General features: G+C 65.5%; 22 protein-coding genes and 2 pseudogenes. 11 read left to right on the top strand and 13 right to left on the bottom strand.

Translation table 11 applies throughout. The features are described from left to right. The first annotated feature begins 113 nt into the window (after positions 1-113). On the top strand, positions 114-611 hold the full coding sequence (locus tag HTZ84_RS13165; protein WP_174681098.1) for a LabA-like NYN domain-containing protein: 498 nt from the start codon (positions 114-116) through the stop codon (positions 609-611). An 18-nt stretch (positions 612-629) separates the two neighbouring features. On the opposite strand, the gene HTZ84_RS13160 is transcribed toward HTZ84_RS13165, so the two are convergent. After that, complete coding sequence (locus HTZ84_RS13160; protein WP_174681097.1) at positions 630-809, bottom strand: hypothetical protein; 180 nt, start codon at positions 807-809, stop codon at positions 630-632. 172 nt (positions 810-981) lie between these two features. On the opposite strand from HTZ84_RS13160, the gene HTZ84_RS13155 reads away from it, so the two are divergent. The 4 genes and pseudogenes from HTZ84_RS13155 to ppsA all read left to right on the top strand — a co-directional run bounded on the left by HTZ84_RS13155 (position 982) and on the right by ppsA (position 5,492). Next, positions 982-1,476: a PUA domain-containing protein gene (locus HTZ84_RS13155; RefSeq protein ID WP_174681096.1), complete on the top strand. Its 495-nt coding sequence runs from the start codon at positions 982-984 to the stop codon at positions 1,474-1,476. Between the two features lie 292 nt (positions 1,477-1,768). Next, a complete protein-coding gene (locus tag HTZ84_RS13150; protein WP_174681095.1) occupies positions 1,769-2,149 on the top strand; it encodes a nascent polypeptide-associated complex protein in 381 nt (126 codons plus the stop codon). Positions 2,150-2,156: 7 nt separating this feature from the next. Beyond that, positions 2,157-2,969 carry a methyltransferase domain-containing protein gene (locus tag HTZ84_RS13145; protein ID WP_174681094.1) on the top strand — a complete coding sequence of 271 codons (813 nt, stop codon included), beginning with the start codon at positions 2,157-2,159 and terminating at the stop codon, positions 2,967-2,969. 183 nt (positions 2,970-3,152) lie between these two features. After that, positions 3,153-5,492 (top strand): annotated as a pseudogene (gene ppsA, locus HTZ84_RS13140) (phosphoenolpyruvate synthase). A 456-nt stretch (positions 5,493-5,948) separates the two neighbouring features. Here the strand turns inward: ppsA and HTZ84_RS13135 are convergent. Continuing rightward, positions 5,949-6,611 (bottom strand): helix-turn-helix domain-containing protein, encoded by a 663-nt coding sequence (locus tag HTZ84_RS13135; RefSeq protein ID WP_174681093.1) that lies wholly within the window; start codon positions 6,609-6,611, stop codon positions 5,949-5,951. Between the two features lie 91 nt (positions 6,612-6,702). After that, complete coding sequence (locus HTZ84_RS13130) at positions 6,703-7,995, bottom strand: glycosyltransferase (RefSeq protein ID WP_174681092.1); 1,293 nt, start codon at positions 7,993-7,995, stop codon at positions 6,703-6,705. Positions 7,996-8,139: 144 nt separating this feature from the next. Here HTZ84_RS13130 and mfnA point away from each other — a divergent pair, with 144 nt between their 5' ends. From mfnA to metG, 3 genes are all read left to right on the top strand, one after another. After that, positions 8,140-9,234 carry a tyrosine decarboxylase MfnA gene (gene mfnA / locus HTZ84_RS13125; RefSeq protein ID WP_309138871.1) on the top strand — a complete coding sequence of 365 codons (1,095 nt, stop codon included), beginning with the start codon at positions 8,140-8,142 and terminating at the stop codon, positions 9,232-9,234. A gap of 148 nt (positions 9,235-9,382) precedes the next feature. Beyond that, complete coding sequence (locus HTZ84_RS13120) at positions 9,383-9,742, top strand: hypothetical protein (protein ID WP_174681091.1); 360 nt, start codon at positions 9,383-9,385, stop codon at positions 9,740-9,742. Between the two features lie 74 nt (positions 9,743-9,816). Next, positions 9,817-11,919, top strand: coding sequence for a methionine--tRNA ligase (metG, locus tag HTZ84_RS13115; protein ID WP_174681090.1), 2,103 nt, complete (start codon positions 9,817-9,819; stop codon positions 11,917-11,919). Positions 11,920-11,979: 60 nt separating this feature from the next. Here metG and HTZ84_RS13110 read toward each other — a convergent pair whose 3' ends face one another. Beyond that, positions 11,980-12,417 (bottom strand): DUF6653 family protein, encoded by a 438-nt coding sequence (locus HTZ84_RS13110; RefSeq protein ID WP_174681089.1) that lies wholly within the window; start codon positions 12,415-12,417, stop codon positions 11,980-11,982. 97 nt (positions 12,418-12,514) lie between these two features. After that, positions 12,515-13,198: an HAD family hydrolase gene (locus tag HTZ84_RS13105; RefSeq protein ID WP_174681088.1), complete on the bottom strand. Its 684-nt coding sequence runs from the start codon at positions 13,196-13,198 to the stop codon at positions 12,515-12,517. 143 nt (positions 13,199-13,341) lie between these two features. Between HTZ84_RS13105 and HTZ84_RS13100 the strand changes: the two genes are divergently transcribed. Further along, a complete protein-coding gene (locus HTZ84_RS13100) occupies positions 13,342-14,184 on the top strand; it encodes an HFX_2341 family transcriptional regulator domain-containing protein (protein WP_174681087.1) in 843 nt (280 codons plus the stop codon). Positions 14,185-14,363: 179 nt separating this feature from the next. On the opposite strand, the gene HTZ84_RS13095 is transcribed toward HTZ84_RS13100, so the two are convergent. Beyond that, entirely contained in the window at positions 14,364-14,963 is a 600-nt protein-coding gene (locus HTZ84_RS13095) for a hypothetical protein (RefSeq protein WP_174681086.1), read from the bottom strand. Positions 14,964-15,275: 312 nt separating this feature from the next. Between HTZ84_RS13095 and HTZ84_RS13090 the strand changes: the two genes are divergently transcribed. After that, positions 15,276-16,487, top strand: coding sequence for a 3-dehydroquinate synthase II (locus HTZ84_RS13090; RefSeq protein WP_174681085.1), 1,212 nt, complete (start codon positions 15,276-15,278; stop codon positions 16,485-16,487). Positions 16,488-16,703: 216 nt separating this feature from the next. Continuing rightward, positions 16,704-17,822 carry an NADH dehydrogenase subunit gene (locus HTZ84_RS13085; protein WP_174681084.1) on the top strand — a complete coding sequence of 373 codons (1,119 nt, stop codon included), beginning with the start codon at positions 16,704-16,706 and terminating at the stop codon, positions 17,820-17,822. A 21-nt stretch (positions 17,823-17,843) separates the two neighbouring features. On the opposite strand, the gene HTZ84_RS13080 is transcribed toward HTZ84_RS13085, so the two are convergent. From HTZ84_RS13080 to rdfA, 7 genes and pseudogenes are all read right to left on the bottom strand, one after another. Next, positions 17,844-18,002: a DUF7331 family protein gene (locus HTZ84_RS13080; protein ID WP_174681083.1), complete on the bottom strand. Its 159-nt coding sequence runs from the start codon at positions 18,000-18,002 to the stop codon at positions 17,844-17,846. A gap of 147 nt (positions 18,003-18,149) precedes the next feature. Further along, entirely contained in the window at positions 18,150-18,563 is a 414-nt protein-coding gene (locus HTZ84_RS13075) for a zinc ribbon domain-containing protein (protein ID WP_174681082.1), read from the bottom strand. A gap of 225 nt (positions 18,564-18,788) precedes the next feature. Further along, positions 18,789-19,532: a type I 3-dehydroquinate dehydratase gene (locus HTZ84_RS13070; protein WP_174681081.1), complete on the bottom strand. Its 744-nt coding sequence runs from the start codon at positions 19,530-19,532 to the stop codon at positions 18,789-18,791. A gap of 468 nt (positions 19,533-20,000) precedes the next feature. Beyond that, positions 20,001-20,948 carry a homoserine dehydrogenase gene (locus tag HTZ84_RS13065; RefSeq protein WP_174681080.1) on the bottom strand — a complete coding sequence of 316 codons (948 nt, stop codon included), beginning with the start codon at positions 20,946-20,948 and terminating at the stop codon, positions 20,001-20,003. Further along, positions 20,948-21,511, bottom strand: a complete 564-nt coding sequence (locus HTZ84_RS13060; protein WP_174681079.1) for an amino acid-binding protein — start codon at positions 21,509-21,511, stop codon at positions 20,948-20,950. The genes HTZ84_RS13065 and HTZ84_RS13060 overlap by 1 nt, the downstream gene beginning before the upstream one ends. A gap of 838 nt (positions 21,512-22,349) precedes the next feature. Then, positions 22,350-24,310 (bottom strand): annotated as a pseudogene (locus tag HTZ84_RS13055) (archaea-specific SMC-related protein). A 90-nt stretch (positions 24,311-24,400) separates the two neighbouring features. Further along, entirely contained in the window at positions 24,401-25,048 is a 648-nt protein-coding gene (rdfA, locus tag HTZ84_RS13050) for a rod-determining factor RdfA (RefSeq protein WP_174681078.1), read from the bottom strand. Between the last annotated feature and the right edge of the window lie 671 nt (positions 25,049-25,719).

Raw genomic sequence — 25,719 nt, 5'->3', positions numbered from 1 at the left:
GCGATAACGTGACACCTCAGTGCGGGAGGCCGTCGCGAGGCTCGGCACGGAAACCGGCGATCGCGATCCGCGGAACGCCGCGATTTTTACGGGAGCCCCGCGCAGTATGACGTATGACGGAAATTCACCCGGGCCAGCGCGTCGCCGTCCTCGTCGACGCCCAGAACCTCTATCACACGGCCCAGAGCCTGCACAGCCGCAACATCGACTACTCCGCGCTGCTCGAGAAGGCCGTTCAGGACCGCCAGCTGACCCGCGCGATCGCGTACGTCATCCGCGCGGATTCCCCCGAGGAAGAGAGCTTCTTCGAGGCGCTGATCGACATCGGCTTCGAGCCGAAGATCAAGGACATCAAGACGTTTTCGGACGGGACCAAGAAGGCCGACTGGGACGTCGGGATGAGCCTCGACGCGGTGACGCTCGCTAACCACATCGATACGCTCGTCCTCTGTACGGGCGACGGCGACTTCTCGCGGCTCTGTTCGCACCTGCGCCACGAGGGGGTTCGCGTCGAGGTGATGGCGTTCGAATCCTCGACGGCCGAGGAACTCATCGCGGCGGCCGACTCCTTCGTCGATCTCGGCGAACGCCACGAGACGTTCCTCCTCTGAGAACAGGCCCCGCTCGCGTCAGAGCCGATCCGAGCGCCCCTTCCAGAGCCCGACTAACAGTGCGTACCCGGTAACGAGCAGCATCGCTCCCGTCAGAACGTATACGAACGGCCCGGAGACGAGCGTCGCCGGCCCGGCCAGCGTCAGGGTGCCAAAGAGGAGCAAGGTGACCCCGAGAGCGATTTGCGTGGCGTCCATACGATACCGGAATTACTGAATCGAGTATTATAACGTTCGTCATTTTAGATAGTCGTGAAATCCGACAGTCTCGCTCTCGCGAGTCGGCGATTCGGGTACGGGAGTCGGGACCGATCGCTCGAGTCCGGACGAGGTCGAAGGGCTTTCGACCGCGCGCGTGAAAGCCCGCGCAATGAGCGATTCAGCCGACGGAAACGGACAGGCGGGACTGGCGGAACTGCGGACCATCGCGGACTACCAGTTCGGCGCGGACGCCGGCGAGGCTCTCTTTCCGCCCGCGGAGTCACTCACGATCAAACGCACCTCTTCGGGCCGACCCCAGCAGATCCACGCCGACGACGGGCGGATCGTCTCCTTCGGGACCGACGGCCGGTTCACCCTCGGCCTCGAGGGCGGCCGTCGGCTCCACGCGGCCCTCGAGCATCCGGCCTACCGCGTCGTCGTCGACGACGAGAGCGAACCGTTCGTCCGCGACGAGAAGAACGTCTTCACGAAGTTCGTCCTCGAGACCGGCCCGGAAATTCGGCCGGGCGACGAGGTGCTCGTGGTCCACGAGCGCGGCGAGTTGATCGCGGTCGGAACGGCGGAACTGGCGGCCGACGCCATCGCGGACTTCGAGACCGGGATGGCGGTGAACGTGCGCGAGGGCGCGCCTGCGAAGAACTGAATGTTTCTCGAGTCACGATTAACTGACAACGGTTGACTGGCCGGGAGCGCGCCCGAGCGATAGCGAGGGCGCGCGACCCGGGGAAGGGCAGGCGACCACACGCAACGACCGCGAGCGAGGCCGAAGGCCGAGCGAGCGGGCCGACGACCGACCCGGAAGCCGCGTTCACGCGGCTGGAGGGGAGGGAGGAGTGCTTTTCATCAAAGTTTTGCCGAGGGTGCGCCGCAGGCGCACCCGCAGAGCAAAAGTTTGAACCGCAGAGTAAAAGGGCGCGGGTAGCGACGTGTCGGGTATGTTCGGAGGAGGCGGCGGCGGACTGAACCCGCGCAAGATGGAACAGATGATGCAACAGATGGGGATCGACGTCGAGGATATCGACGCCGAGGAGGTCATCATCCGCACCGACGAGTACGACCTCGTCTTCAACGACGCCGAGGTCACCAAGATGGACGCCCGCGGTGAGGAGACCTACCAGATCATCGGCTCGCCCGAACAGGTCGAGTCCGGTGCCGCCGCCGGGAGCGCCGGCGCCGACGAGGACGCCGGAGCCGCGATTCCCGACGAGGACGTCGAACTCGTCGCCACCCGCGCCGGCGTGAGCGAGGACGAGGCCCGCGAGGCCCTCGAGGCGGTCGACGGCGACCTCGCCGCGGCGGTCGAACGTCTCGAGTGACGTTCGCGTGACCGACGATAGCGATTCCGAGACCGACGCGGACGGAGACGGAGACGCGAGCGCCGACGGGACTGCGGACGCGGACGACCGCGTCCCCGTCCTGCTGGTCAAGGGCGACCGCGAGTACCTGATCCAACCCGGCGGCGAGCAGGGGACCGATCTGGGCGTGCTCGAAGTCCCCGAAGACGTCCAACCGGGCGACACCGTCGAGACGCATCTGGGCGAGGCGTTTCGGGTGCGCCGGCTGCGCGGCCCGGATCTCTTCCACCAGTTCGAGCGGACGGGGGCGCCGATGGTCCCCCGCGACGTCGGGCTGGTGATCGGCGAGACCGGCGTCTCGCGGGGCGACCGCGTGCTCGATACCGGCACCGGGACGGGCGTGCTCGCGGCCTCGATGGCCCGCGCGGGCGCCGAGGTGGTGACCTACGAACGCGATCCGGAGTTCGCGGACGTCGCCCGCGAGAACATGAAACTCGGCGGCGTCGACGACAGCGTCGACGTCCGGACGGGCGATCTGACCGAGGAGATCGACGCGCTCGAGCCCTCGTCGTTCGACGTGTTGACCCTCGATACGGGCGACGCGGCGGCCGTCGTCGAGCACGCGCCCGACCTGCTGGTCGACGGCGGCTTCGTCGCCGTCTACAGCCCCTTCATCGAGTCGACCCGGGAGGTCGTCGCGGCGGCCCGCGAGGTCGACCTCGCGAACGTCCGCACGCGCGAGACGATCCAGCGGGAGATGCAGTTCGACGACCGCGGCTCGCGGCCGTCGACCGCGCCGGTGGGCCACACGGGGTATCTGACGATCGCCCGCAACGTCTGAGTTCGCTTCGTTCGGCTCGACCCGCCCGCTCGGCGGCGGATCTCGGTGTTCGACGATTCACACGTCGACCGATATCCCGTTGTAAACCGGTTCCTACTACAGAAATTCATTCAGTTTCGAGTTGCGAATGTTCGCAATTGTTCGCAACCTTCTTTATTCGCTCGGGTGTCGAGACAGATAGCAATGGCTGTACTCTGGCTGGACGAGATCAGTGCCGGCGACCTCGAGAAGGTCGGCGGCAAAGGAGCCTCCCTGGGCGAACTCACGGGTGCCGGGCTGCCCGTGCCCCCGGGATTCGTCGTAACCGCCGGGACCTACCGATCGTTCATCGAAGAAGCCGAAATCGACGAGGAACTGTTCGAAGCGGTCGACGTCGACGTCGACGACTCGTCGGCGCTGGCCGACGCCGCCGACCGCGCCCAAGAACTCATCCTCGAGACGCCGTTCCCCGACGAGCTGCGCGAGGAGATCCTCGAATCCTATCGGGAGGTCGGCGACGGCGAGGCGTTCGTCGCGGTGCGGTCGTCGGCGACGGCTGAGGACCTGCCCGACGCCTCCTTCGCGGGCCAACAGGAGACGTTCCTCAACGTCACCGAGGAGGCGCTGCTCGATCGCGTCCGCGAGTGCTGGGCCTCGCTGTTCACCCAGCGGGCGATCTACTACCGCCAGGAGCAGGGCTTCGACCACTCGGCGGTGAACATCGCGGTCGTCGTCCAGCAGATGGTCGACGCCGAAAAATCGGGCGTGATGTTCACGAGCCACCCGTCGACGGGCGACCCGACGATGATCATCGAGGCCGCCTGGGGACTGGGCGAAGCGTCGTCTCGGGTGCGGTCTCCCCGGACAACTACGTCGTCGAGCGCGACGACCGCAATATCGACGTCACCGTCGCCGAGAAGAAGGTGATGCACGAAAAGGACGAGGAGACCGGCGAGACCGTCGAGAGCGAGGTGCCCCAGGACAAGCGAAACGAGCGGGTCCTCTCCGACGACGAAATCGGCGCCCTGATGGACCTCGGCGAGCGCGTCGAGGACCACTACGGCGAGCCCCAGGACGTCGAGTGGGCCATCGTCGAGGGCGAGGTCTACATGCTCCAGTCCCGGCCGATCACCACCATCGACGAGAGCGACGGCGGGGCCACCGCATCCGAGGCGACCGGCAGCGTCGACGCCTCGAAGGGGCTGACCGACGGCAGCGGCGGCGTGCAGGCCGCCGGCGGCAGCGAGTCCTCGAGTTCGGATTCGGACGCCTCCGGAGAGGTCATCGTCGACGGCCTGGGCTCGAGTCCGGGGACGGTCAGCGGGGCCGCCCGGATCGTCAAAAGCTCGACGACCTCGATAAGGTCGGCGAGGGCGACATCATCGTCACGGAGATGACGATGCCGGACATGGTCCCCGCGATGAAACGAGCCTCGGGGATCATCACCGACGAGGGCGGCATGACCAGCCACGCCGCCATCGTCTCCCGCGAACTCGGCGTTCCGGCCATCGTCGGCACGACGAACGCGACGACCGTCTTGGAGGACGGCCAACTCGTCACGCTCGACGGCGACAAGGGTGCCGTCCTCGAGGGACGGAAGTCGAGCCCGACGAAGAGACCGAACCGGTCGAGGAGGTCCGCCCGCAGTCGCCAGTCGCCGATGACCGCCACCGAGGTCAAGGTCAACGTCTCGATTCCGGAAGCCGCCGAACGCGCGGCGGCGACCGGCGCCGACGGCGTCGGCCTGCTCCGCATGGAGCACATGATCCTCTCGCTGAATCAGACGCCCGCGAAGTTCATCGCGGAGAACGGCGAGGACGCCTACATCACGGAGCTCGTCGAGGGCATCCGCGGCGTCGCCGACGAGTTCTACCCCGGCCCGTCCGCGTGCGCACGCTGGACGCGCCGACCGACGAGTTCCGTCAACTCGAGGGCGGCGCGGACGAACCGAAGGAGCACAACCCGATGCTCGGCTATCGGGGCATCCGGCGGTCGCTCGACCGCCCCGACGTCTTCGCCCACGAACTCGAGGCGTTCCGGCGGCTCTTCGAGATGGGCTACGACAACGTCGAGATCATGTTCCCGCTGGTCAACGACGCCGAGGACATCTATCAGGCCAAGTCGCTCATGAAGGAGGCCGGCATCGACCCCGAGAAGCGCCGCTGGGGTGCGATGATCGAAACGCCGGCTTCGGCGCTGTCGGTCGAGGAGATGGCCAAGGCCGGCATCGACTTCGCCTCCTTCGGGACGAACGATCTCACCCAGTACACGCTCGCGGTCGACCGCAATAACGAGCACGTCGCCGACCGGTTCGACGAACTCCACCCGGCCGTCCTGCGACTGATCGGCGACGTCATCGAGACCTGCCGCGAACACGACGTCGACACCAGCATCTGCGGCCAGGCCGGCTCCAAGCCGGAGATGGTCCAGTTCCTCGCCAAGGAAGGCGTCACGTCGATTTCGGCGAACATCGACGCCGTCCGCGACGTCCAGCACGAAGTCAAGCGCGTCGAGCAGAAGCTGCTGCTCGATTCGGTTCGCTAAGTCGGTCGGTTACGCCGTCCGGAACCCTTCTTCGTTCGTATTTCGCTTCGCCGTGACGAGCCATCGTCGGCGTGGTGTGCAAACACCGGTAGACGCTACTCGCGTTCCGTTGCACAGCCGATCGTCGACGGCCGTATCGGGTCGGCTGTGTGCCCTTCGACGGACTACCGTTCATTACCTCGAGAGCGCTTCGAATTCCGAGGTCCCGCACCGGCAGCCGTCCTTTCGGCCGATGAGCTGGATGGTTTCGTCGGCGAGAATCCACGCGGAGTAGATCGCGCCACAGTCGCGACATCGGGCGGCTACTTTCTCCCATTCGTCGGTCGTGGAGCCGTCGGATTCCTGGGGCTGACGGTGTGCTGTCACACAGTGATAAAGACGCCCCTTGCGGAAGAGAGAGATGGTTGTATAGACCACATCAGGAAACGAGCGCCCGAAACCGCCGGGAGCGGGGACTCACTCGTCGTCCGGATGGGTGAACGTTAACGTGGACGTGATGAGGTTTCGATGGGCGGCGTGAAACCGCTTCGAGAGCGCCTGCTGGGAGATTCCCAGTTGGTCGGCCAACTCGTTCATCGTGATCTCCTGCGGGATTTCGTAGTAGCCTCCCTCGAGCGCCGCGACCAGCGTCTCGCGTTGCTTCGTCGTGAGATCGTACTGGGCGCTGGCCATCGGCTGTTCCTGTTCTTTGATGCGGTTGAGGTCGAACGCGATTCCGTTGTCCTCGCAGTAGTGCTGGAACTTGGCGAGGCTGTCCCGGTCGTCGAATCGCATCCGGAGCTCCCAGTTTTCGTCCCGCCCGACCGCCTGCAGGATCGTCGCGCCGAGTTCGACGTAGGCGTAGACGATCGTTTCGACGTTCCGCGTCCACTCGGCGCGGTACAGTCTGGCGTCGTCGACCTCGTCGATCAACGCGACGGCCGTCGTCGAATCGTCGTCCTGAAACGCCGCCTCGAACGCCGCGTGGTCGCCGCCGCTGACCCAGAAGTACGGCATCACCCGGTCCTCCATCGTCGCCACGACCCGCTCGATCTCGACGACCATCTGCGGGACGGTCGTGAGGGCGTGGTGCAGCGCCAGATCGTCGGATTCGACCGAAAACTCCGCGATGATACTCATACGGTTCGTTCGCGTTCGGATCGAATAAAACCGAGCACACGCTGGTTCCGTTTCTCTGCGGCCTCGAGGAGATCGCCGCAGGTCCCGTCGCTTACGACCCCGTCTTCTCGACGTGGTACCAGCTCCCGTCCCAGCTCAGCCCGTACTCGAGGAGCGAGCGGAGCGTGAGAACCCCGAACGCGGGGTAGCAAAGCGGCGCGAGGGCGACGCTCCACGCGAGCCCGTCGATCCGGCCGTCGCGCCGGTCGCGCCAGGCGACGAGGCCGATCGTGGCGACGAGGGCCGCCGACGGGAGCAGGACGGCCGACTCGACGTCGAGGACGAACAGGAGCAGGAGCTTCGAGACCAGCGCGAGGGTAAAGAGGCTGCCGAACAGGCTCGAACACATCCGGCCGATCGAGATCGCGCCGCGGTGGCCGACCCGTCCGCGCAGGAGGTCCACGAGGGTGGCGTGGAGCACCTCGATCTGGCCGACGCGCCAGCGCTTGCGCTGGCCCCAGAGGTCGGCCCAGGTGTGGGGGGCTTCCATCGTGTTCGTACACTGGCGGGCCTGTCTGACGTCGAGCCCCTCGCGGTAGCAGGCGTGGGCGAAGTCCAAGTCCTCGGTGAGCATGTCGTCGTAGCCGCCGACGCGCTCGTGGGTCTCGCGGGTGAACGCGGTCGAGGAACTGCGGCAGTTCGTGAAGCCGGCCAGTTCGACCAGCTTGTAGCTGGCGTGGAAGACGATGCGCTCGCAGTAGGCGACCGTTTCGACGAGGCCGGTCGGTCGCGGGACCCGCCGCCCCTGGAAGACGTCCGCGCCGGCCTCGAGTTCGCCCATCGCCGTCGGGAGGAACTCGGGGGCGATCCGCTCGTCGGCGTCGAAGACCGCGAAGTGGTCCGCGTCGCTCTCGCGGACGGCGTAGTTGATCGCCCCCGCTTTCGATCCCGGCTCGCCGTTTACCAGACACTCCACGCGGTCGTGCTCGGCCGCGAGTTCGCGCGCTCGCTCGAGGGTCGCCTCGTCGTTCGGCTCGGCGACGACGGCGACCTCGAGGTTCTCGTAAGCGCTCTCACAGAGGCTCTCGACGCTTTCGTCCATCACCGCGTGGTCGCGGTAGACCGGGACGATCGCCGTGAGTTTCGGCCCGTCGGTCACCCGTTCGCGGTCGTCCCGCGAGGACCACACCTCGCGGACGAGCAGCAGGCCGGTCAGTCCGACGAAGAACGTGAAGACCGCGGCGGCCGACAGCGCCTCGAGGAAGACGAAGCGGACGGTGACCGCCAATAGGTCGATCGTGATCGACTGGACGTCCGTTGCATCGAGAAACCCGAAGACGAACAGCGCGAGGACGCCGCTACCGGTGCCGACGTATTCGACGAACCGCGACGCGGACGGTACCATTAGCGGGCTCTTTCGACTGACGCGGTATCAATATTTCTGCAGCCAGCGCTCTCCTCGCGGTCGCGGCCGTCCGGAACGGCTCTCGGCGGAATCCGTTCGGAGACAGGACCGTTAAGCGCAACGTCTAAACGGGTGAACGTACTTGTGCGTGATATGCAATCCGAGCCGCAAGCGTTCGACCGGGTGCTGTCGTCGATGTGTACGGAGCCCCACCCGGTAGCGCGCGACGCGGCCGAACGGTTTCTCGCGACAAATCCCGGCGATCCGGGGACGTATCCGTCGGTCTCGACCCTCGAGGAAGACGCGATCGCGACGCTGGGTTCGATCGCCGGCCTCGAGGAGCCGGCCGGCTACATCGCCAGCGGCGGGACGGAAGCGAACATTCAGGCCGTCCGCATCGCTCGCGACCGCGCCGAGCGCCGGCGGCCGAACGTGGTCATGCCCGAGTCGGCCCACTTCAGCTTCCAGAAGGCCGCGGACATCCTCGGCGTCGAACTGCGCATCGTCCCGACCGACGACGACTTCCGAGCCGACCTCGAGGCCGTCCGCGCTTCGGTCGACGAGGCGACCGCGCTGGTGATCGGCGTCGCGGGGACGACCGAGTACGGCCGCGTCGACCCGATTCCGGAACTCGGCGAGATCGCGCGGTCGGTCGACGCCATGCTCCACGTCGACGCCGCGTGGGGCGGGTTCGTGCTGCCCTTTACGGACTACGACTGGAATTTCGACCACGCCACGGTCGATACGATGGCGATCGACCCTCACAAGATGGGCCAGGCCGCGGTTCCCGCCGGCGGGCTGCTCGCCCGTTCCGAGGAACTGCTGGACGAACTCGCCGTCGACACGCCCTACCTCGAGTCGACCTCCCAGGCGACGCTCACGGGGACGCGGTCGGGCGCCGGCGTCGCCAGCGCCGTGGCGGCGATGGAGGAGCTGTGGCCCGAGGGCTACAAGCGCCAGTACGTTCGCTCGCAGAACAACGCCGAGTGGCTCGCCGACGCCCTCGAGAAACGCGGCTACGACGTCGTCGATCCGACGCTGCCGCTGGTCGCGGCCGACGTGCCCCGATCGACGTTCGACGCGCTGCGCGCGAAGGGCTGGCGGATCTCCCGGACCGCTACCGGCGAGCTTCGGGTGGTCTGTATGCCCCACGTCACCCGCGAGATGCTGGCCTCCTTTATCGGCGATCTGGACCGTCTCGAGGTGCGCGCGAGCGTGCCCGTCGCCAGCGACGATTGATTTTCGCTCGAGTAATCGGGGCTCGAGACCGCGGTTTACCGCAGCGAGCGACTACCGCTTCCTCGAGACTCGACCGTTCTGCTCCCGTCTTCTACAGTCGAATAGCGACGATCGATAGCCGTTTGCCGCGTCGCTGCGACCCTCGAGTATGGCGCTGGCACTGGACCGGATCGACGTCGTGACGATCGTCGGCTTCCCCGTGCTGGCCGCGGCGTCGGCCTCGGCGGCGCTCGAGGGGGTCGTCGTCGCGGCTCTCGTCGGGGGCTTCGCGCTCTCGCTGTCGACGTGGCGGCTCCGCGGCGGGCGGCCGTGGGAGGCGCTGGCCTGGCTGGCGTGGGTCGGCGCGGCGGTCGCGGTCGTCGTCGCCCCCGGAACGACGGGGACCGTCGCGTTTCTCGTCCTGCTGCTCGTCGGCCTCGGACTGCTGTTCGGCGGTCGACTGGGGCTGTTGCCGTCGATCTGGGACCGTGACGGAACGGCGACGAGCGACGAGTCGGTCGACGGCTAGGGGCGACGGTCAGAGAGCGTCACCGTCGATCGAAAACCGGCGGGTTTTACGCCCGGCACCGCCTCGTGATGCATATGAGCAACGACGAGTTCCCGACGGACCAGCCTGCGGTCGTGACCTGCGGGTTGCCCTACGCCAACGGCGACCTGCACATCGGGCACCTGCGAGGGTACATCGGCGCGGACGCCTTCTCTCGTGCCCTCGAGACGCTCGGCCAGGAGACGGCCTACGTCTGCGGCTCGGACATGCACGGCACTCCGGTCGCGGTCAACGCCGAACAGCAGGGCGTCGATCCCGAGGACTTCGCTCTCGAGTGGCACGAGCAGTACGAGGAGACGTTCCCGCAGTTCAACGTCGAGTTCGACAACTACGGCCACACGCACGACGAGACGAACACGGAACTGACCCAGGAGATCGTCCGGAAACTGGACGACGAGGGCTACATCTACGAGAAGGAGATTCAGGTCGCCTACGACCCCGACGCCGACCAGTACCTCCCCGACCGCTACGTCGAGGGCACCTGTCCCTACTGCGGCGAGAAGGCCCGCGGCGACGAGTGCGACGAGGGCTGTCAGCGCCACCTCGAACCCGGCGAGGTCGAGGACCCGACGAGTACGATCACGGGCAACCCCGCGGAGTACCGCGAGCGCACCCACAAGTTCTTCGAGGTCTCGGAGTTCGCCGACTTCCTGACGGAGTTCCTCGACGGCCTCGAGGGCACCTCCAACGCGCGCAACCAGCCGCGCCAGTGGATCGAGGACGGCCTCCAGGACTGGTGTATCACCCGGGACATGGACTGGGGGATCGACTACCCGACCGCCGAAGCCGCCGACGAGAGCGACCTCGTCCTCTACGTCTGGGTCGACGCGCCGATCGAGTACGTCGCCTCGACGAAGCAGTACTCCGAGCGCGTCGGGGTAGACGAGTACGACTGGGAGCGCGTCTGGAAAGAGGACGGCGAGATCGTCCACATCATCGGCCGGGACATCATCCAGCACCACACCATCTTCTGGCCCGCGATGCTCGAGGGCGTCGGCTACAACAAGCCCCGCGGCATCGCCGCGACCGGCTTCATCACGATCAACGGCAAGGGGCTCTCGACCAGCCGCAACCGCGCGATCTGGGCCAAGGAGTACCTGGACGAAGGGTTCCACCCCGACCTGCTGCGGTACTACCTGACCACGACGGGCGGCCTCCAGCAGGACGTCGACTTCTCGTGGGACGCCTTCCAGGAGAAGGTCAACGGCGAGTTGGTGGGCACGGTCGGTAACTTCTGGTACCGCTCGCTGCTCTTCGCCTACCGCAACTACGAGGGCACCCCCGACGCGGACGTCTCCGAGGAGGTCCGCGAGCGCATCGAGGGCGCCATCGGCGACGCCCGCGAGAGCGTCAACGACTACGACCTGCGGGGCATCGGCGGGGCCGCCACCGAACTGGCCCAGTTCGGCAACGAGTACATCCAGCGCAACGAGCCCTGGAAGCTCACCGACGAGGAGCCCGAACGGGCGGCGCAGGTCATCCGCGACTGCGTCCAGATCGCCAAGGCCGTCGGCGTCCTGCTCGAGCCGATCGCGCCCGACAAGGCCCAGGCCCTCTGGGAACAGCTCGGCGAGGACGGCGCCGTCGCCGACGCCCACCTCGAGGACGCACTCGAGGCCCCGCCGCGGAACTTCGACGAACCCGGCGAGCTCTTCGCGAAGATCGAGGACGACCGCGTCGAGGAGTTGAACGAGAAACTCGAGGAGCGCGTCGCCGCCGCGGGCGACGACGGGGACGACGAGGAAACCGAAAGCGACGACACCGACGGGGACGAAGCGGGCGACATGGCAGACACCGACGATCTCGAGGCGCTCGCCGACGAGCGCATCGGTTTCGAGGACTTCCAGGACCTGGACATCCGCGTCGGCCGAATCGAATCGGCCGAAGGAATCGAGGGCGCCGACGACCTCGCGCGACTCGAGGTCGACATCGGCTTCGAGACCCGACAGGTCGTCGCCGGGATCAAGCAGCTCCACGACCTCGCGGAACTCCCCGGGGAGAAGTGCATCCTGCTGGCGAACATGGAGAAGGCCGAACTGTTCGGCGTCGAGTCCAACGGGATGATCCTCGCCGCCGGCGAGGAGGCGGACCTCCTGACGACCCACGGCGACGCCGAGGTCGGCGAGAAGGTTCGCTAACGCGATCGCCGCTGTTCGAGCGGTCGACTCTCCGTTTTCGGTTCTCGATTCGGTTCCGCGTTACTCCGAGCGTCTCGCATCGTAGCGACGGACGAGCTCGGCGACGTACCAGAACTTGAGCGCCATCGCCGCGGCGCCGGCGACCGCCGCCCGAAGCGGTTGCCTCCGGTACGCGGCGACGACCGCGTAGCCGCTCGTCGGGACGTTGAGAACGTTGAGCGCGTTCGGATACGAGAGCTCGAGGAGGCCTCCCCGGTGCTCTCGCGTCCACCACCGCTCGGCGAGCACCACGCGCGTCATCCACGCGTCGTCGGTTCTCGGCGGCGAAAACAGGAGCGGGTTCAGTATCGTAAACGCGACGGCGGCCGCGGCGATCCGCCAGTCGCGACCGTAGATCGCGTACAGGATCGCGGGCAGCAGTAGCGTCCGACTCCAGCCGCTTTTCGGGTTCGAATGGCGCTCCCAGAAGGTCTCCTCGAACTGCTCCAGCGCGGTCATGGTCGTCGTCGGACGCCGACCCGCAAATAGGTTCACGCGCGGTGCGCGTCGATCGGGACGGTAAGTGAAGCGAACGGCGTTGGCGACTCGAGACCGGTCAGAGAACCGTCTCGAACGCCTCGAGCGTCGAGAGTTCGTAAGTCGGCTCGTGGGCGTGTGGCCCGCCGTCGGCATCGTCGTGGCCGGGATCGACCCAGGCCGAGTCCAACCCCATCGCGTTCGCGCCGGCGACGTCGGCGCGGATCGAGTCGCCGACGTGGATCGCCGCGTCCGGAGTCACGCCGAGTTCCCCGAGGGCGTACTCGAAGGGGGCCGCGTCGGGTTTCGGGAAGATCCCCGCGCTCGGTTCGGTGAAGACGCTGACGTCGAAGGCGTCGGCGATGCCGAGCGCCTCGAGTTTTCGCGTCTGAGTCGGCCGGCCGCCGTTGGTGATCAGCCCGACCGGCCCGCGGTCGCGGGCGTGCTGGAGGGCGGCCCGGGCGCCGGGACGGAACCTGACGGCGGTCGGATCCTGTTCCTCGAGGTACGCCCCGGCCAGCCGCGGCGCGAGGGCGGGATCGACGTCGGCCCGATCCGCGACCTCGGCGAAGAGGTTCTCGTAGAACTCGCGATCCGTTTCGGCCGTCGGGAGCGACGGTACGGCCGCTCGCAGGTCCGCCGGCGCGCAAAACGGGTCGATGCCGGCCCGCTCGAACGCCGCCTCGAGCACCGTCGCGGCGTCCCGAGTCGGCTCGCAGAGGGTGCTATCGAGATCGAAACAGATCGCGTCGTACGCAGCCATCTACGACACGTACGGTCGTGTTCGTTCTTAAGGTTTCGACAGTGTGAGGGTCTCTTTCACACAGTGGTTGGCGCTCGCGGGCCGAAGTTCAATCGCTCGACGTTTTTCGCAGCCGTTATTTTCACCGCGGCACCTGTCGGTGTATGGACGTCGTCAAACGAGTGCACATCGTGCCACTGGGCTACGAGTACGACCGGATCCTCGGGCCGATCCGGAACCAACGGGCCGATCTCGTCTACCTGCTCGAGGACGACGGCACCGATGCGGGGGCGCGGACCGGGACGGCCGACTACCACGACGACCTCCGAGCGGAACTCGAGTCGGCCGTTCCCGAGGTGAGGACTCGAGCGTGCGACCTGACGGACGTCTACGCCGTCCTCGGTATCGTGACGACCCTCGCGGCGAAACACGCGGACGACGACGTCTCTGTCAACGTCTCCGGCGCGGGGACGATCCCCGCCATCGGCGCGACGATGGCGTGTATGGACGTCTCGACGGACGCTCGCGCCTACTACGTCGAACCCGAATCCTACGACCACGACGGGGAGCGCGACCCGATCTCGGCGGGCGTCGCCGAAACCGAACAGCTCCCGGCGTATCCGATCGACTCGCCCACGCCCGACCAGGTCGCGATCATGGACTTTCTCGCCGAACCGTCCGACTGGGAGGAGTATCACGACGCGCGGACGACGCCGCCGAAGAAGAAGGACCTCATCGAGTACGCTCGCGATCGGAACCTCTCCTTTATGGCCGACCGACGGCCGCCCGAGGATCGCGGCGGCGAGGACAAGGGCGCCTTCCGGGTCCTCGATACGCACGTGCTCGAGCCGCTCGCGGACGACGGCTACGTCACGATCGAATCCGTCGGCCGGCGTCGCGTCGTCGAACTCACCGAGCAGGGGGAAAACGCCTACCGGGCGTTCAAACACAAGCTCGCGGCGGTCGACGGCGTCGAGTACGATTACGAATCCGAGGCTCGAGGCTGAGCGACCGCGGGACCCGACCGTCCGGTAGTGACTGGAGGGCCGAAGCAGGGAAGGGCCGGCGCGTCGACGCCGGCGGTCGGCGGGTGGAGGGCCGAAGCGTCGGGGACCGGACCGATCGGGCGGTGCGGACGCCGACGCGGCGGCGCGGTGCGGTGGGAGAAGCGACCGTCAGCGGCGACCTACTCGTCGGCGACCAGCGCGGCTAGCTTCGTCCCCAGCCGAGCGCACTCGAGGTCGGCCTCGAGTCGCTCGACGTGGGCGCGGAGGCTCGCCTCGTCGAAGGCCGCCTCGCGGTCGTCGAGACAGACGGGACCGTCGGCCGCTCGAGCGAGCAGGAACGGGGCGGCAGCGGCGAGATACGAACCGGGCAGATCGGGGCCAGCGACAGTCCCGCGCTCGGCGGCGGCCAGCAGCTCGCGGGCGACGATCAACCGGCGCCGCAACGACGCGATTTCCGACTCCGGCGCCGGCGAGCCGAGGTGGCGCGACAGCTCCGATTCGGCCGCGACGACGTCGTCGGGGTCGACGTCGAACGCGGCCGCGAGCTCCTCGCGGTCGACCGTCGGACGTCGGCTCCGCCGGGTCGCGAGCCGAACGGCCCCCAGTACGGCCGGGGCGTGGCCGTGTTGCAGGGCCGCCAGCTCGCCGGCGTGATCGAACGCCGCGCGGGCGACGTCGGCGACCGCGTCGACCTCGAGTCGACGAACCGCTTCGTCGACCGACGGACCGTCGTTCGCGATCCCGGAACCGTCTCCCGCGGGGGACTGTCGCTGACCCATATGCGTGTCATCTCGCCGCCATACGTTATCTACTTCTGAGAAAGTATCGTTACTATCGGTACTATCGTTACTACAGATACGATCGGTACTGCGAGCAATTTTCCGACGGGCCGCGGAGCGCACCGAACGCCGCCCGGTCCCACACCGCCCTCGAGTCGGTTCTCGATCGAAGACGGCGACTCGCCGGCGAAGACGTGACTGCTCGGCGACATCTATCGGTACCGTCCCGGACAGCCGACAGCAATCGCGGACGGGTCCGCCCGCCCTGCGGCATTCGCCACGTTCAAGCCGGTCCCCTTCGAGGGTCGAGATATGACGCGATCTGTCTGGGTCAAAGCCGACGACACCGTCGGCGACTGGGACGACCGCCGGGCGCGGATCACCGCCGCGCTCGAGGCGGGTGCAGACTGGGTACTGGTCGACGAAGCAGACGTCTCCCGCGTGCGCGAACTCGGCGACATCAACGTCGCCGCCTTCCGGACCGACGGCGACGTGACGCTGGTCGACGACATCGACGACGTCGAGACCGACGCGGACGCCGACGACGCCGCCGAGTCGACGACGGACGCCGACGCGGTCGTCGTCGGCAAGAACGGCGAGGGCGACGCGACGATCGACCTCCCCGAAGACTTCTCCGGCTCGGCCGACCTCTCGACGCTTCGCCGGCGCGACGGCGACGTCGAGCGCGGCGCCTACGTCCGCATCCTCGGCAAGGAGTACGAGCGGTTCGCCGAGACGGCCGCCGAGGAGGCCGACCATACCATCATCGTCGGCGAGGACTGGACGATCATCCCCCTCGAGAACCTGATCGCCCGGATCGGCGAGGAGACCAACCTCATCGCGGGCGTCACCACCGCAGAGGAGGCGAAGACGGCCTTCGAAACCCTCGAACTGGGCGCCGACGCGGTTCTGCTCGACTCCGACAGTCCCGACGAGATCCGCGAGACCGTGGCGGTCCGCGACGAAGCCGAACGCGAGTCCCTCGACTTAGAGTACGCCGAGGTGCTCGACATCGAGCAGATCGGCAGCGCCGACCGGGTCTGCGTCGATACCGGAAGCCTGCTGGAACACGACGAAGGGATGCTCGTCGGCTCGATGGCCCGCGGCCTCGTGTTCGTCCACGCCGAGACGGCCGAATCGCCGTACGTCGCCTCCCGTCCCTTCCGGGTCAACGCCGGCGCCGTCCACGCGTACATCCGCACGCCCGACGGCGGCACGAAGTACCTCTCGGAGCTCCAGAGCGGCGACGAAGTTCAGGTCGTCGACACCGCGGGTAACACCCGCGAGGCCATCGTCGGCCGCGTCAAGATCGAGAAGCGGCCGATGTTCCGGGTCGCCCTCGAGACCGACGACGGCGACCGCATCGAGACGCTCCTCCAGAACGCCGAGACCATCAAGGTCGCCACCGGCGAGGGCCGGACCGCCGTCACGGAGTTGGAAGCCGGCGACGAACTCCTGCTGTACACCGAGGACACGGCGCGTCACTTCGGCGAGGCCGTCGAAGAGAGTATCATCGAGAAATAGTCAATTTCGTCGACCTCTCGGATCTGTATCATAGTCATTTGGTAACTTACCCCACGTTCTCCGTCGGATTCGGTGCACCGTGTCGATCAGTTGCCACCTTCGCGGACAGTATCCCGTCGAGACACCCTGAAACGGGGAAATCATCACTTGTACCGGTAATTCCACGCGGCGGCGAACAACTTCTATGGTGGTTGTTATCGTCACACGTGGCAGACGATGAGTATTACTCGAGAGGCCATTCGATCGGTCGAACCGCCCGAATTCGCAGTGACGCTTCGCAACGCCGGCCTCGCGGGCGCAGGCGGCGCCGGATTCCCGACGTACGCCAAGTGGGAGCGCCTCGACGAGGTCGACTCGCTGCTGGTCAACCACCAGGAGAGCGAACCGAACTACTACATGGACAAGTGGCTGGGCCGCGAGCGAACCGAGGAGTTGGCGGCGCTGTTCGACGGACTCCTCGATCGCGCGTTCGATCGGATCGTCATCGCCGCCAAGTGGCCCGACCGCGACGAGTGGATGGGCGACCTCGAGGCGGCGACCGACGCGACGATCTACGCGCCGGACGCGCTGCCGGTCTCCGAAGACGAGACGGGGATCGTCATCGCCTACACCGACGACAAGTACGAGTTCGGGATGGAGAGCGTCCTCATGCGGCTCGTCGCGGGCGTGGTCATGGGAGGCAACGAACTCCCGATGGACAACGGCTGGATCGTCCAGAACACCGAGACGCTCTCGAACGTCTATCGCGCCCTCGTCGACGGGGAGCCGACGACCCGCAAGTTCGTCCACGTCGACGGGCGGGTACCGACCCACCGGTTCCTCGAGGTGCCGATCGGCACGCCGGCGACGGACCTGCTCGAGGCGGCGGGTCGCACGGACGAACTCGCCGACAACGAGGTCATCCTCGACGGCGGTCCGGGATGGTGTTTCGAGATCGACTCAGCTCCGGACGCGTTCGGGGTCCGCAAGCGAACGAACTGCCTGCTCGTGATGGAGAAGTCGGTCGTCGAGGAGAACACCATCGGAAGCGGCGGTCGGGTCAACGTCCTCGCGCCGGCGGCGTGGAAGGAGTCTGTCCACGAGACGGCCCCGACGGAAGCGCTCCGTCCGGATCGCGTCGAAGTGCCACTGATCACGAACCCCGATTTCGAGGGGATCGTCACGCCGAGCGAGCCGATCGTCACGGTCGGCGACGAACTCGAGACCGGCGAGATGATCGCCCGGCCGGCCGACGGGATCAGCATCGCCCAGCACGCCCCGATCGACGGCACGGTCACCGGCGTCGGCGATCGATCGATTACGATCGAGCGCGACGACCGGTTGACGTCGGGCTGATGCCGCCGGCGCGGCTACGGCTCACCGCCGGCACGACCACACGGTCGTCGATCGGATCCACGCGGACGGGGTCCGCCGATCGCAGATGACGGTGCCGTCGCCGTCCTCGTAGCTGGCGTAGTGGTCGAACGCTCGATCCGCCGTCGCCTCTCGCTCGTCGTAGTCTCCCTTTGCGTGCATTCGAAATCACGTCCGTCGGTCGCCGAGACCGACCTGATAGCCGCCGTACCAAGCGATCGGTGAAAAGGGCTCCGTCGATGTACTACTAGTGTGATTATATCACGGGTGCGTGGTGGTAACGCCGGTCACTCGAGCGGGGCTGACGGATTACGTCTGGGCCGGTTCCTCGTCGGGGCTCGGCTCGAGGCGGGCCGTACACCAGTGACAGAACTCGAGGTCCTCGTCCAGTTCCTTGCCGCATTCGGGGCAGGTAGCTCCGCCGTCGTCTCCGGCGGCGTTCGGCGAGAACTCGAGCGCCCGGATGATGGCGTCGAACGCCGCGATGAGGTTGACGAACAGGAGCGTCAACTGAGACAGCATGTCGACCTCGCTGGTGATCGTCATCGCCTCGGCGAACGACTCGGCCGTTGCGATCTGATCGACCGGGAAGAAGAGCCAGAACGTGACGAAGTAGAGGCCGGCGAAGAGCAGGGCTCGAAGCCAGTCCCGGATCACGACGTGTCCGGCACCGGGAAAGACCATCGAGAGGCCAGCGGCGACGACCGCGCGAAGCCATGTCATCGTACGTGGTGGTAGGGGACCCTCGTCCTTAACATTCCGATTTCTTTCGACGACGGTGTACGTTCGGATCGATAACCGTTCCGGACGGGAACGGACCGGCAACCCGTTCACGGGCAATCGATTCGTTGCGAAAATCGAGAGCTCGAGACGCGAGATCGGATCCCGTCTCCGAGACTCGCTGTGAACCGAACACGAACCGACGCCACATCGCGAGTCGCTTCGCTCTCACTCGGTCTGCGTAACTTCCTGCCGACTCGGATACTCCTCGTCCAGCTGGTCGAAAATCCGGCTGTCCGTGCCGCTCTCCTCGATCATCTCGATCAGCGAATCGAGCCTGTGCAGCGGTAACTGCCCCGGCGCGTACTCGCTCTTGTCGGACTCGAGTGGCGCGTAGCCCAGTGCGGAGCCGTACAGCGGGCCGATCACGCGCGTGTGACTGCCGAGTTCGCCCATCGCGATTCCGGCCGCCCGAATGCCGTTCTGCGTCGCGGTATCGATCGCCGTCAGAATCCGCAGGCAGTCCTCGCGATCCGCGGCGTAGGTCGCGACTTTGGCGATGTCGCCGTACCGGGCGCACTCCTCGATGATCGCGTCGAGCGTCTCCTGGTCGGGGGTCTCGTCGAACTCGTGGAAGGAGATCACCAGTTCCACGTCCTGTTCGCGAAACTCCTCTAGAACCCACTGCATGCCACGCGCCGTCTCGAGTTCGACGTCGACCATCTCGACGACGTCGAACTCGGCGGCGGCCATCAACTGATCCAATCGGCCGCGGTCGGCCGCGTGGCCGCCGAACCACCGCGAGCGGTTCGTGGCGAGAATCGGCAGGTCGCCGTCGTAGTTGGCGAGTTGTTCGATCGGGTCCTCCGCGCTGTCCATCCGGAACTCGATGATGTCAGCGGTGTCACGAGCTTTCGGCTCCCGTGTCAGATCGTTCGTTGTTGCGGCGAGGGCGAAACCGTCGGCAGTCATGATACGGGCTACCAATCCTCCGCATAAAAATATTTCGAGAGTTCGTACTGCGGCGACCGCTGAATTCGGCGTGACGTCGCGACAGTAACCAGATGGAGCGTCCTCGAAACGGACGCTACAGCTGTTCTACGCTGGGAATAGGACGAACACTCTCCGGAAGAGATGCGTTCCGTTCATCATCATTATTACTGTCTGAGGCCGAGTCGAAACGACCGATTGTATCATAATTCAGCCACTTATGGCGGCGGATCGTCGTTCCTGCAGCGGGAACTCCGCGCTGCGCTACTCGCGCGCGAGCGAGAGCAGATTTACGACGGTGACAGTCGCGTCGAATCGAATCGATCGAGCGATCCCTCGACTGTTCGATGTCGACGAAAGCGCTCACACTCCCCGTTCGGACGATGGCTCGCAAAACGGACGGCAAATGAATCGAAACCGACCCGCGAGGACCGTTGCGCGACGGTCCCGTCAGTGATCCGCCAGCCGGTTGACGTCCGAGAGGACGGCGGTGGCGGTCTCGGGACCGCCGGCGCCGCGCCCGCTGGAGTGTAAGGAACCGGCGTTGCGGGTTTCGATCTGAATGATGTTCCGGGTGCCGGTAACGGCGAGGGGACCGTTCTCGGGAACGAGTCGCGGCCCGACGCGGACGCCCTCGCGGGTGGCTTCGCCGATCAGTCGAATCGTTCGGCCGTCTTCGGCGGCCAGATTCAGCGCGCTACCCGGAATGTTCTGGATTCCCTCGACCTCCGCGTCCTCGAGAGCGAAGCCGCCGTCGGAAAGGACGTTCGCGAGGATGACGAATTTGAGTGCGGCGTCGGTGCCGTCGACGTCGAAGGTGGGATCGGCCTCGGCGACGCCCAGATCCTGGGCTTCCGCGAGGACGTGCTCGTAGTCCAGGCCCTCGGCGGCCATCCGCGTCAGGATGAAGTTCGCGGTGCCGTTGAGCACGCCGCGGACCGCCGTGACGTTCTCCGGCATGCAGTCTTCGACCGTCGAAAGCGCGGGAATCGCGCCGCCGACGGTCGCCTCGAATCGCACCGACCCTTCGCTGTCGGCCTCGAGAGCCCGCACCTCCTCGTACCGTTCGGCGACGGGCCCCTTGTTGGCCAACACGACGTGGCGGTCGGCCTCGAGGGCGCGTTCGACGTGGGAGAATCCGGGTTCGGCGTCGCCGAGCGTCGTCGGCGTCGCCTCCACGAGGACGTCGTACTCGCCCTCGAAGACGTCGTCGGGGTCGTCGACGCCGACGGGTTCGCCGCTGCGTTTGCGCTGGAGGGCGCCCTCGACGTCGATACCGTCGTCGTCGATGACGGCGTTCGTCGAGTCGGCGAGGGCGACGACCTCGTGACCGTACTCGCCGGCGAGGTCGGCGACCGATCGCCCGACGTCGCCCGCACCGAGAATCGCGAGTCGCATCAGGCGTCACCTCCGAGCAGCGGTTCGACGACGGTGAGATCCTTCTCCTCGCTGACCGATCGGATGGTCTCGAAGACCGCCTCGGACCGCCCGGAGTCGATCGCGAGTCGCACTCGGGCGCTCGAGATATCGCCGGTTCCCTGCGGTGCGGACAGCGACAGGTCGAGGACCGCGGCGCTCGTCTCGTTCTCGATCGCCAGCAGGGTATCGGAGAGGTCCGTCTCGATGAGGTGACCGACCAGCACGACGCTGATCTCCTCGCCGTAGCGTTCGGCGCCGGCCTGAATGACGTTGACGCCGGTTTCCCGGAGTGCGGCGACGATATCGTCGAACCGATCCGGCGGACAGCCGAGGTCGACCTCGACGGGAATGTGTCCCCGCGGCGTGATGTTGCCGCGCTCGTGGTGGATACTCATGAGATTGCCGCCGTTTTCGGCGATCGGTGCCAGCGCAGCGAGTAACTCGCCGGGCTCGTCGACCAGCTCGAGGCGGACGGTGTAGGTACGAACGCCGCCGTCGGCCTCGGTGCCGAGGTCGCCCGGTGGCGTCGGTTCGTCACCCATCGGTGTCACCGCCTCTCGGCACGTGATCGTCCGTCATCGTGGGCATGCTATCGTCTCCGTAACGGGCACGTAAAAGCGTATAGATATCCTCATCGCTCGAGACCGACTCGAGCGGGCCGCTGTGGCGGTTTCGGCGGGGCTGTCGGAGAGACGGTCCGTCAGTTCGCTCGAAACGACGCTCTCCCGGACAGCGAGCGACGCTCGTTCTTCATTGCAGCCGCCGAACGTGCTCTTTCTTCTCCTGCTCGAGGGTCTCCTCTCGTATGTCTATATAATTATAACTCTCACAAATACTCTGTTATCGTTCATGTTTCATTTGGCCGATCCGATCGAATGACCGAATCGATTTGCTCTCGGGACAGCGTTTTCCGCCTGTTATTGGGTATATCGGTTATCACCGATTGGATTGCAACGATATCTTTGATTATTTCGATTTCATTCGTCCAGATCCGGATATTGGGTTAGAATACGTCCGATATGGGCACGATATTCGCGAGTACTGTGGATAGATTGTCCTTCGGAATTATCTGTACTGGTCAGATCACTCCGACAGCGATCGGAAATCTCGGATTAAAAAATAGTACAGTAGGATGGTAATTGGTGCGCTCCTGCTCGAGGCGACGAGAGCAACCCGCCACGTCCGCATCCGAGGAACGATCCACGAGACGCCAGCGTGGAGTCGTCCAGCGATTTAGGGCTCTCGCTCACCGTCGACCACTCTATCAGTTCGAATGACGCCATTCTATATCGCGATATGTGATTTATGGAGGCGAGACACGGACTGCTATCGGCTGCGTGGATGCCGACTGAAAGAAATTCGACGACTGCGTCGCCGCGATTAGATGTCCGAGACGACCTCGTGCTCGACGTCGACGGCCTGCGCGTCCTCGTCCAGCAGCGCCACGACGAGATACGGCACGTAGGACTCGAAGTACTCGATGACCTTGGCGATCCGTTCGGAGTCGATCGCCTCGAGGGAGTCGAGCAGCATGAACGGGACCGTCTCGTAGACGTCGTGGACGAGATAGCCCGCGAGCGCGAACACGAGACCGGTCACCTCTCGTTCGCTCTCGCTCAGGTGCCCGATCGTGTCCTCGTAGGCCGCGCCCTCGTCGGTACTGCGGACGATTTTGAGGTCGAACGACGATCGCTCGACCTTCCGGCGACCCTCGCGGACCTCGCGGCGCGTCCGGTCGATCCAGATTCGGTCGAGGTTATCGTAACCCAGCGCCTCGAGGAGGTTCTCCATGTGTTCGTTGAACCCTCGACGGCGTCGGCCTCGATCTGATCGATGCGCGTCCGGAGATCCGTCAGCTCGTCGGTGATGTCTTCGCGACGCTCCTGGAGATTGCCGCGGTCGTCGAGGCGCTGTTCGATCTCGTCGATCTCGTCGTCGATCTCCTCGCGCTCGCGCTCCTTGCGTTCGAGTTCGAACTCGAGCTGGTTGACTTCCTTGTGCTGGTCGAGGACGCCGCTGTAGTCGTCGGTCTCGAGGTCGTCGATCGTCGTCTCGAGATCGTCGATCTCCTCGGTGAGGGCCTCGCGGTCGTCGATCAGATCGTCGAGCCGGCCCTGTCGCCGGTCGAGTTCGTCGTCGATCGAGTCGAGGCGACGCTGAGTCTGCCGGTACTCGGTCTTGTTCTCGTTGATCTCCGAGAGCGTCTCCCGGCGCTCGTCGAGTTCGGAGCTGATCTCGGAGCGCTCTTCGATGCGCTCCTGTCGGACGGACCGGAGCTGTTCGATCGTCGTCTCGATCTGGTCGCGGGGAACCGACGAGCCGCAGGTCCAGCAGGTGACCGACTCCGAGTCCGCGAGCAACTGATCCGTAACCGGGCCGTCATCGTCCTCAGTGGCGGCGTCCGGAAGGACCGATTCCTGTTCGTCGAGCAGTTGCTCGTTGAACTGGATCGTACTCTGTAGCTGCGAGATCTCGTCGGAGAGTTCCGCCTTCTTCGTCTGGAGGGTGTCGATTTCGGCTTCGAGGCGGCTGACCTCCGTCTCGTCGCCCGACGAGAGCGACTCGAGACGTTCCTCGACCTCGTCGCGTTCGTCCTCGAGAGCCTCGATACTCTCGCGTTCGGTCTCGATGCGGTCGCGGACGGTTTCGAGCTCCGAGCGAGTGTCGCGAAGCTCCGCGAGTTTCTCCTCGAGTTCGGACTCTTCCTCTCGACGCTGTTCGACGTCGACGTTCGTCTCTTCGAGTTCTTCGCGGGCCTCTTCGAGGTCCTCTTGAAGCGACTCGATCTCGTCGGCGAGACGCGTCCGTTTCGCCTCGAGGTCGGGCAGCCGGTTCTCGAGATCGTCGAGTTCGGACAGCCGCTCGTCGAGCTCGCGTTTCTGCTGTTCGTACTGCTCGATTTCGGCCTTGATCGCGTCGGTGTCGACCGGCCGCATGATCAGTTCGCGGAGGTCGTCGCCGCGGGCGACGGCCTGTCGCGCTTCGTTGGTTTCGAGCAGGAACGCGAACAGATCGGCGAGTTCCGGATCGTCGAGATACGGATCGCCGTCGGTAACGATCGTTCCGCCCCGTCGTTCGAGCGTCCGCCGGTACGTCTCGTCGCCGAACTCGAGGACCGCGTGGCCCTCGTCGGCGTCGGCTTTGAGACTCGCTTGCTCGCTTCCGAGCGCCGCCATGATCGCCTGCAGCAGCGATGTTCGGTTGGTCGCGTTGCGACCGGAGAGCACCGTCACCCCGCGGTGAAACGTAACCTCCGTTTCGTCGATACCCCCGATGTTATCGACCGAAAGGGTGGCCGCCCCCGGAATGTCTCGTTGTTTCGTATCCAGTCCAGGTTCCATGCACCGGTGTACTGTCCCCACACATATAGATATTCCCACTTCAGCCACTCGTGAGAATTTGCCGGTTCCGGGTTTCGACGACAGAGCGGATTATGCGCCGTCCGCGTCCGACGCGTGACAATCACACGCCCGGTTCTCGAGGAGTTCCCTGATGGTGTACTCCTGCAGGCAGTCCTCACAGGTCACCGTAACCGAGACGGTGACGTCGAAGTCGCCGATGGCGACGACCTCGTTGCGCTCGAGTTGGGCGACGGTGTCCGCCGTAACGGCCGCAGTCCGATTCTGTAACGCACCGAGCTTTTCGCTGCTTCTCTCCAGCCGTTCTTCATCGCTCGGCGTCTCGAGTTTCGCACCGAGACAGTCGGTAAGGTGGTTGTAGACCGTCTGGTGGGAGACGAAATCCGACTCGACTCGGTCGATCGGAACGCCGTCCCGCTGGAGCTCGTTTCGGGTCTGAACCCGGGTCCCGCTACTGACGTCGTCGTCGGTCAACAGTCGATAGGTGTTCTCGACCTCTCCCTCTTTGGGCGGGATGTCCGCCTCCTCGAGCGCCGCCTCGAGCACGCGGTGATTGACGTACGTCGCGAGCTCGCGCGTGCTGCGCTGGTCGTCTCCGTCCCCAGTCCAGTAGGCGACCAGGTCGTCGTTGAGACCCGCGAGCTCGTACTGCGTCGCGACCCGCCCGAGCTTGCACGTACACACCGCCTCCGAATCAGTCGAACTGGAACGATCGGTCACTACGTTCGTATAGTCGTCAGGAGACGAAAAACGTTCGGATCCTCGTCGTCCCCGGAGACTAGGGTTCAGATTCGGAACGAACCAGCGCGAGGTTCCGGCACACCGCCTCACCTCATTGTCGGAAGGCCGAAACATCACAGATAGAACGTGTGTGAATCGGCGGTAGTACCGGGACCGAGAGACATTTTGTAGGATGTATTATGTACGTAATCGATACGATAGATTACAGAGGTACTTTTGTAATTTGTGATTGCCACAGATATAAAAGTCGCATACGGCGGCTTTAGCGGCCGTACAAATAATTGTTCGCCTTGCACACGGCCGGACGTACGATTTGAGAGCCCTGGTATGATCGATTTCAGAGCTTGTGGTTTTTCTGCTGTGGTTCGAGTGGACCGGTCGGGCTCCCTCGAGCTACCCTCGATCAGCGGGAGTGGCAGACGAATCGAGTGGTAAATCAAATAGTGCTATATCTTTTCGCCACGAGTACCGATTCCGTTCCGAGAGACGGTTTGGCGGTCGCTTCCGGTTTCGACGGTGAGAACGTCCGGAAACCGGTTCGGTGAACTCGGTGCGAGAACGGTCCGAACGCGATCGCGGGACTCGAACGCAACGGTTGCAGTGAGAAACGAGATATAGAGACGACAGTAACCGGTGATCGACAAGCAGAT

Origin of the sequence: Haloterrigena gelatinilytica (genome assembly GCF_013342145.1) — an archaeon.
Lineage (GTDB): Archaea > Halobacteriota > Halobacteria > Halobacteriales > Natrialbaceae > Haloterrigena > Haloterrigena gelatinilytica.
The sequence above is the reverse complement of the archived record's forward strand: the minus strand, read 5'-3'. Positions and strand labels throughout refer to the sequence as shown.

What these genes read in the sequence shown, in the direction of transcription:
- HTZ84_RS13165 (WP_174681098.1), top strand. Translation starts at nt 114, where the DNA reads ATGACGGAAATTCACCCGGGCCAGCGCGTCGCCGTCCTCGTCGACGCC.
- HTZ84_RS13160 (WP_174681097.1), bottom strand. Translation starts at nt 809, where the DNA reads ATGGACGCCACGCAAATCGCTCTCGGGGTCACCTTGCTCCTCTTTGGC.
- HTZ84_RS13155 (WP_174681096.1), top strand. Translation starts at nt 982, where the DNA reads ATGAGCGATTCAGCCGACGGAAACGGACAGGCGGGACTGGCGGAACTG.
- HTZ84_RS13150 (WP_174681095.1), top strand. Translation starts at nt 1,769, where the DNA reads ATGTTCGGAGGAGGCGGCGGCGGACTGAACCCGCGCAAGATGGAACAG.
- HTZ84_RS13135 (WP_174681093.1), bottom strand. Translation starts at nt 6,611, where the DNA reads ATGAGTATCATCGCGGAGTTTTCGGTCGAATCCGACGATCTGGCGCTG.
- HTZ84_RS13130 (WP_174681092.1), bottom strand. Translation starts at nt 7,995, where the DNA reads ATGGTACCGTCCGCGTCGCGGTTCGTCGAATACGTCGGCACCGGTAGC.
- HTZ84_RS13120 (WP_174681091.1), top strand. Translation starts at nt 9,383, where the DNA reads ATGGCGCTGGCACTGGACCGGATCGACGTCGTGACGATCGTCGGCTTC.
- metG (WP_174681090.1), top strand. Translation starts at nt 9,817, where the DNA reads ATGAGCAACGACGAGTTCCCGACGGACCAGCCTGCGGTCGTGACCTGC.
- HTZ84_RS13110 (WP_174681089.1), bottom strand. Translation starts at nt 12,417, where the DNA reads ATGACCGCGCTGGAGCAGTTCGAGGAGACCTTCTGGGAGCGCCATTCG.
- HTZ84_RS13105 (WP_174681088.1), bottom strand. Translation starts at nt 13,198, where the DNA reads ATGGCTGCGTACGACGCGATCTGTTTCGATCTCGATAGCACCCTCTGC.
- HTZ84_RS13100 (WP_174681087.1), top strand. Translation starts at nt 13,342, where the DNA reads ATGGACGTCGTCAAACGAGTGCACATCGTGCCACTGGGCTACGAGTAC.
- HTZ84_RS13095 (WP_174681086.1), bottom strand. Translation starts at nt 14,963, where the DNA reads ATGGGTCAGCGACAGTCCCCCGCGGGAGACGGTTCCGGGATCGCGAAC.
- HTZ84_RS13090 (WP_174681085.1), top strand. Translation starts at nt 15,276, where the DNA reads ATGACGCGATCTGTCTGGGTCAAAGCCGACGACACCGTCGGCGACTGG.
- HTZ84_RS13085 (WP_174681084.1), top strand. Translation starts at nt 16,704, where the DNA reads ATGAGTATTACTCGAGAGGCCATTCGATCGGTCGAACCGCCCGAATTC.
- HTZ84_RS13080 (WP_174681083.1), bottom strand. Translation starts at nt 18,002, where the DNA reads ATGCACGCAAAGGGAGACTACGACGAGCGAGAGGCGACGGCGGATCGA.
- HTZ84_RS13075 (WP_174681082.1), bottom strand. Translation starts at nt 18,563, where the DNA reads ATGACATGGCTTCGCGCGGTCGTCGCCGCTGGCCTCTCGATGGTCTTT.
- HTZ84_RS13070 (WP_174681081.1), bottom strand. Translation starts at nt 19,532, where the DNA reads ATGACTGCCGACGGTTTCGCCCTCGCCGCAACAACGAACGATCTGACA.
- HTZ84_RS13065 (WP_174681080.1), bottom strand. Translation starts at nt 20,948, where the DNA reads ATGCGACTCGCGATTCTCGGTGCGGGCGACGTCGGGCGATCGGTCGCC.
- HTZ84_RS13060 (WP_174681079.1), bottom strand. Translation starts at nt 21,511, where the DNA reads ATGGGTGACGAACCGACGCCACCGGGCGACCTCGGCACCGAGGCCGAC.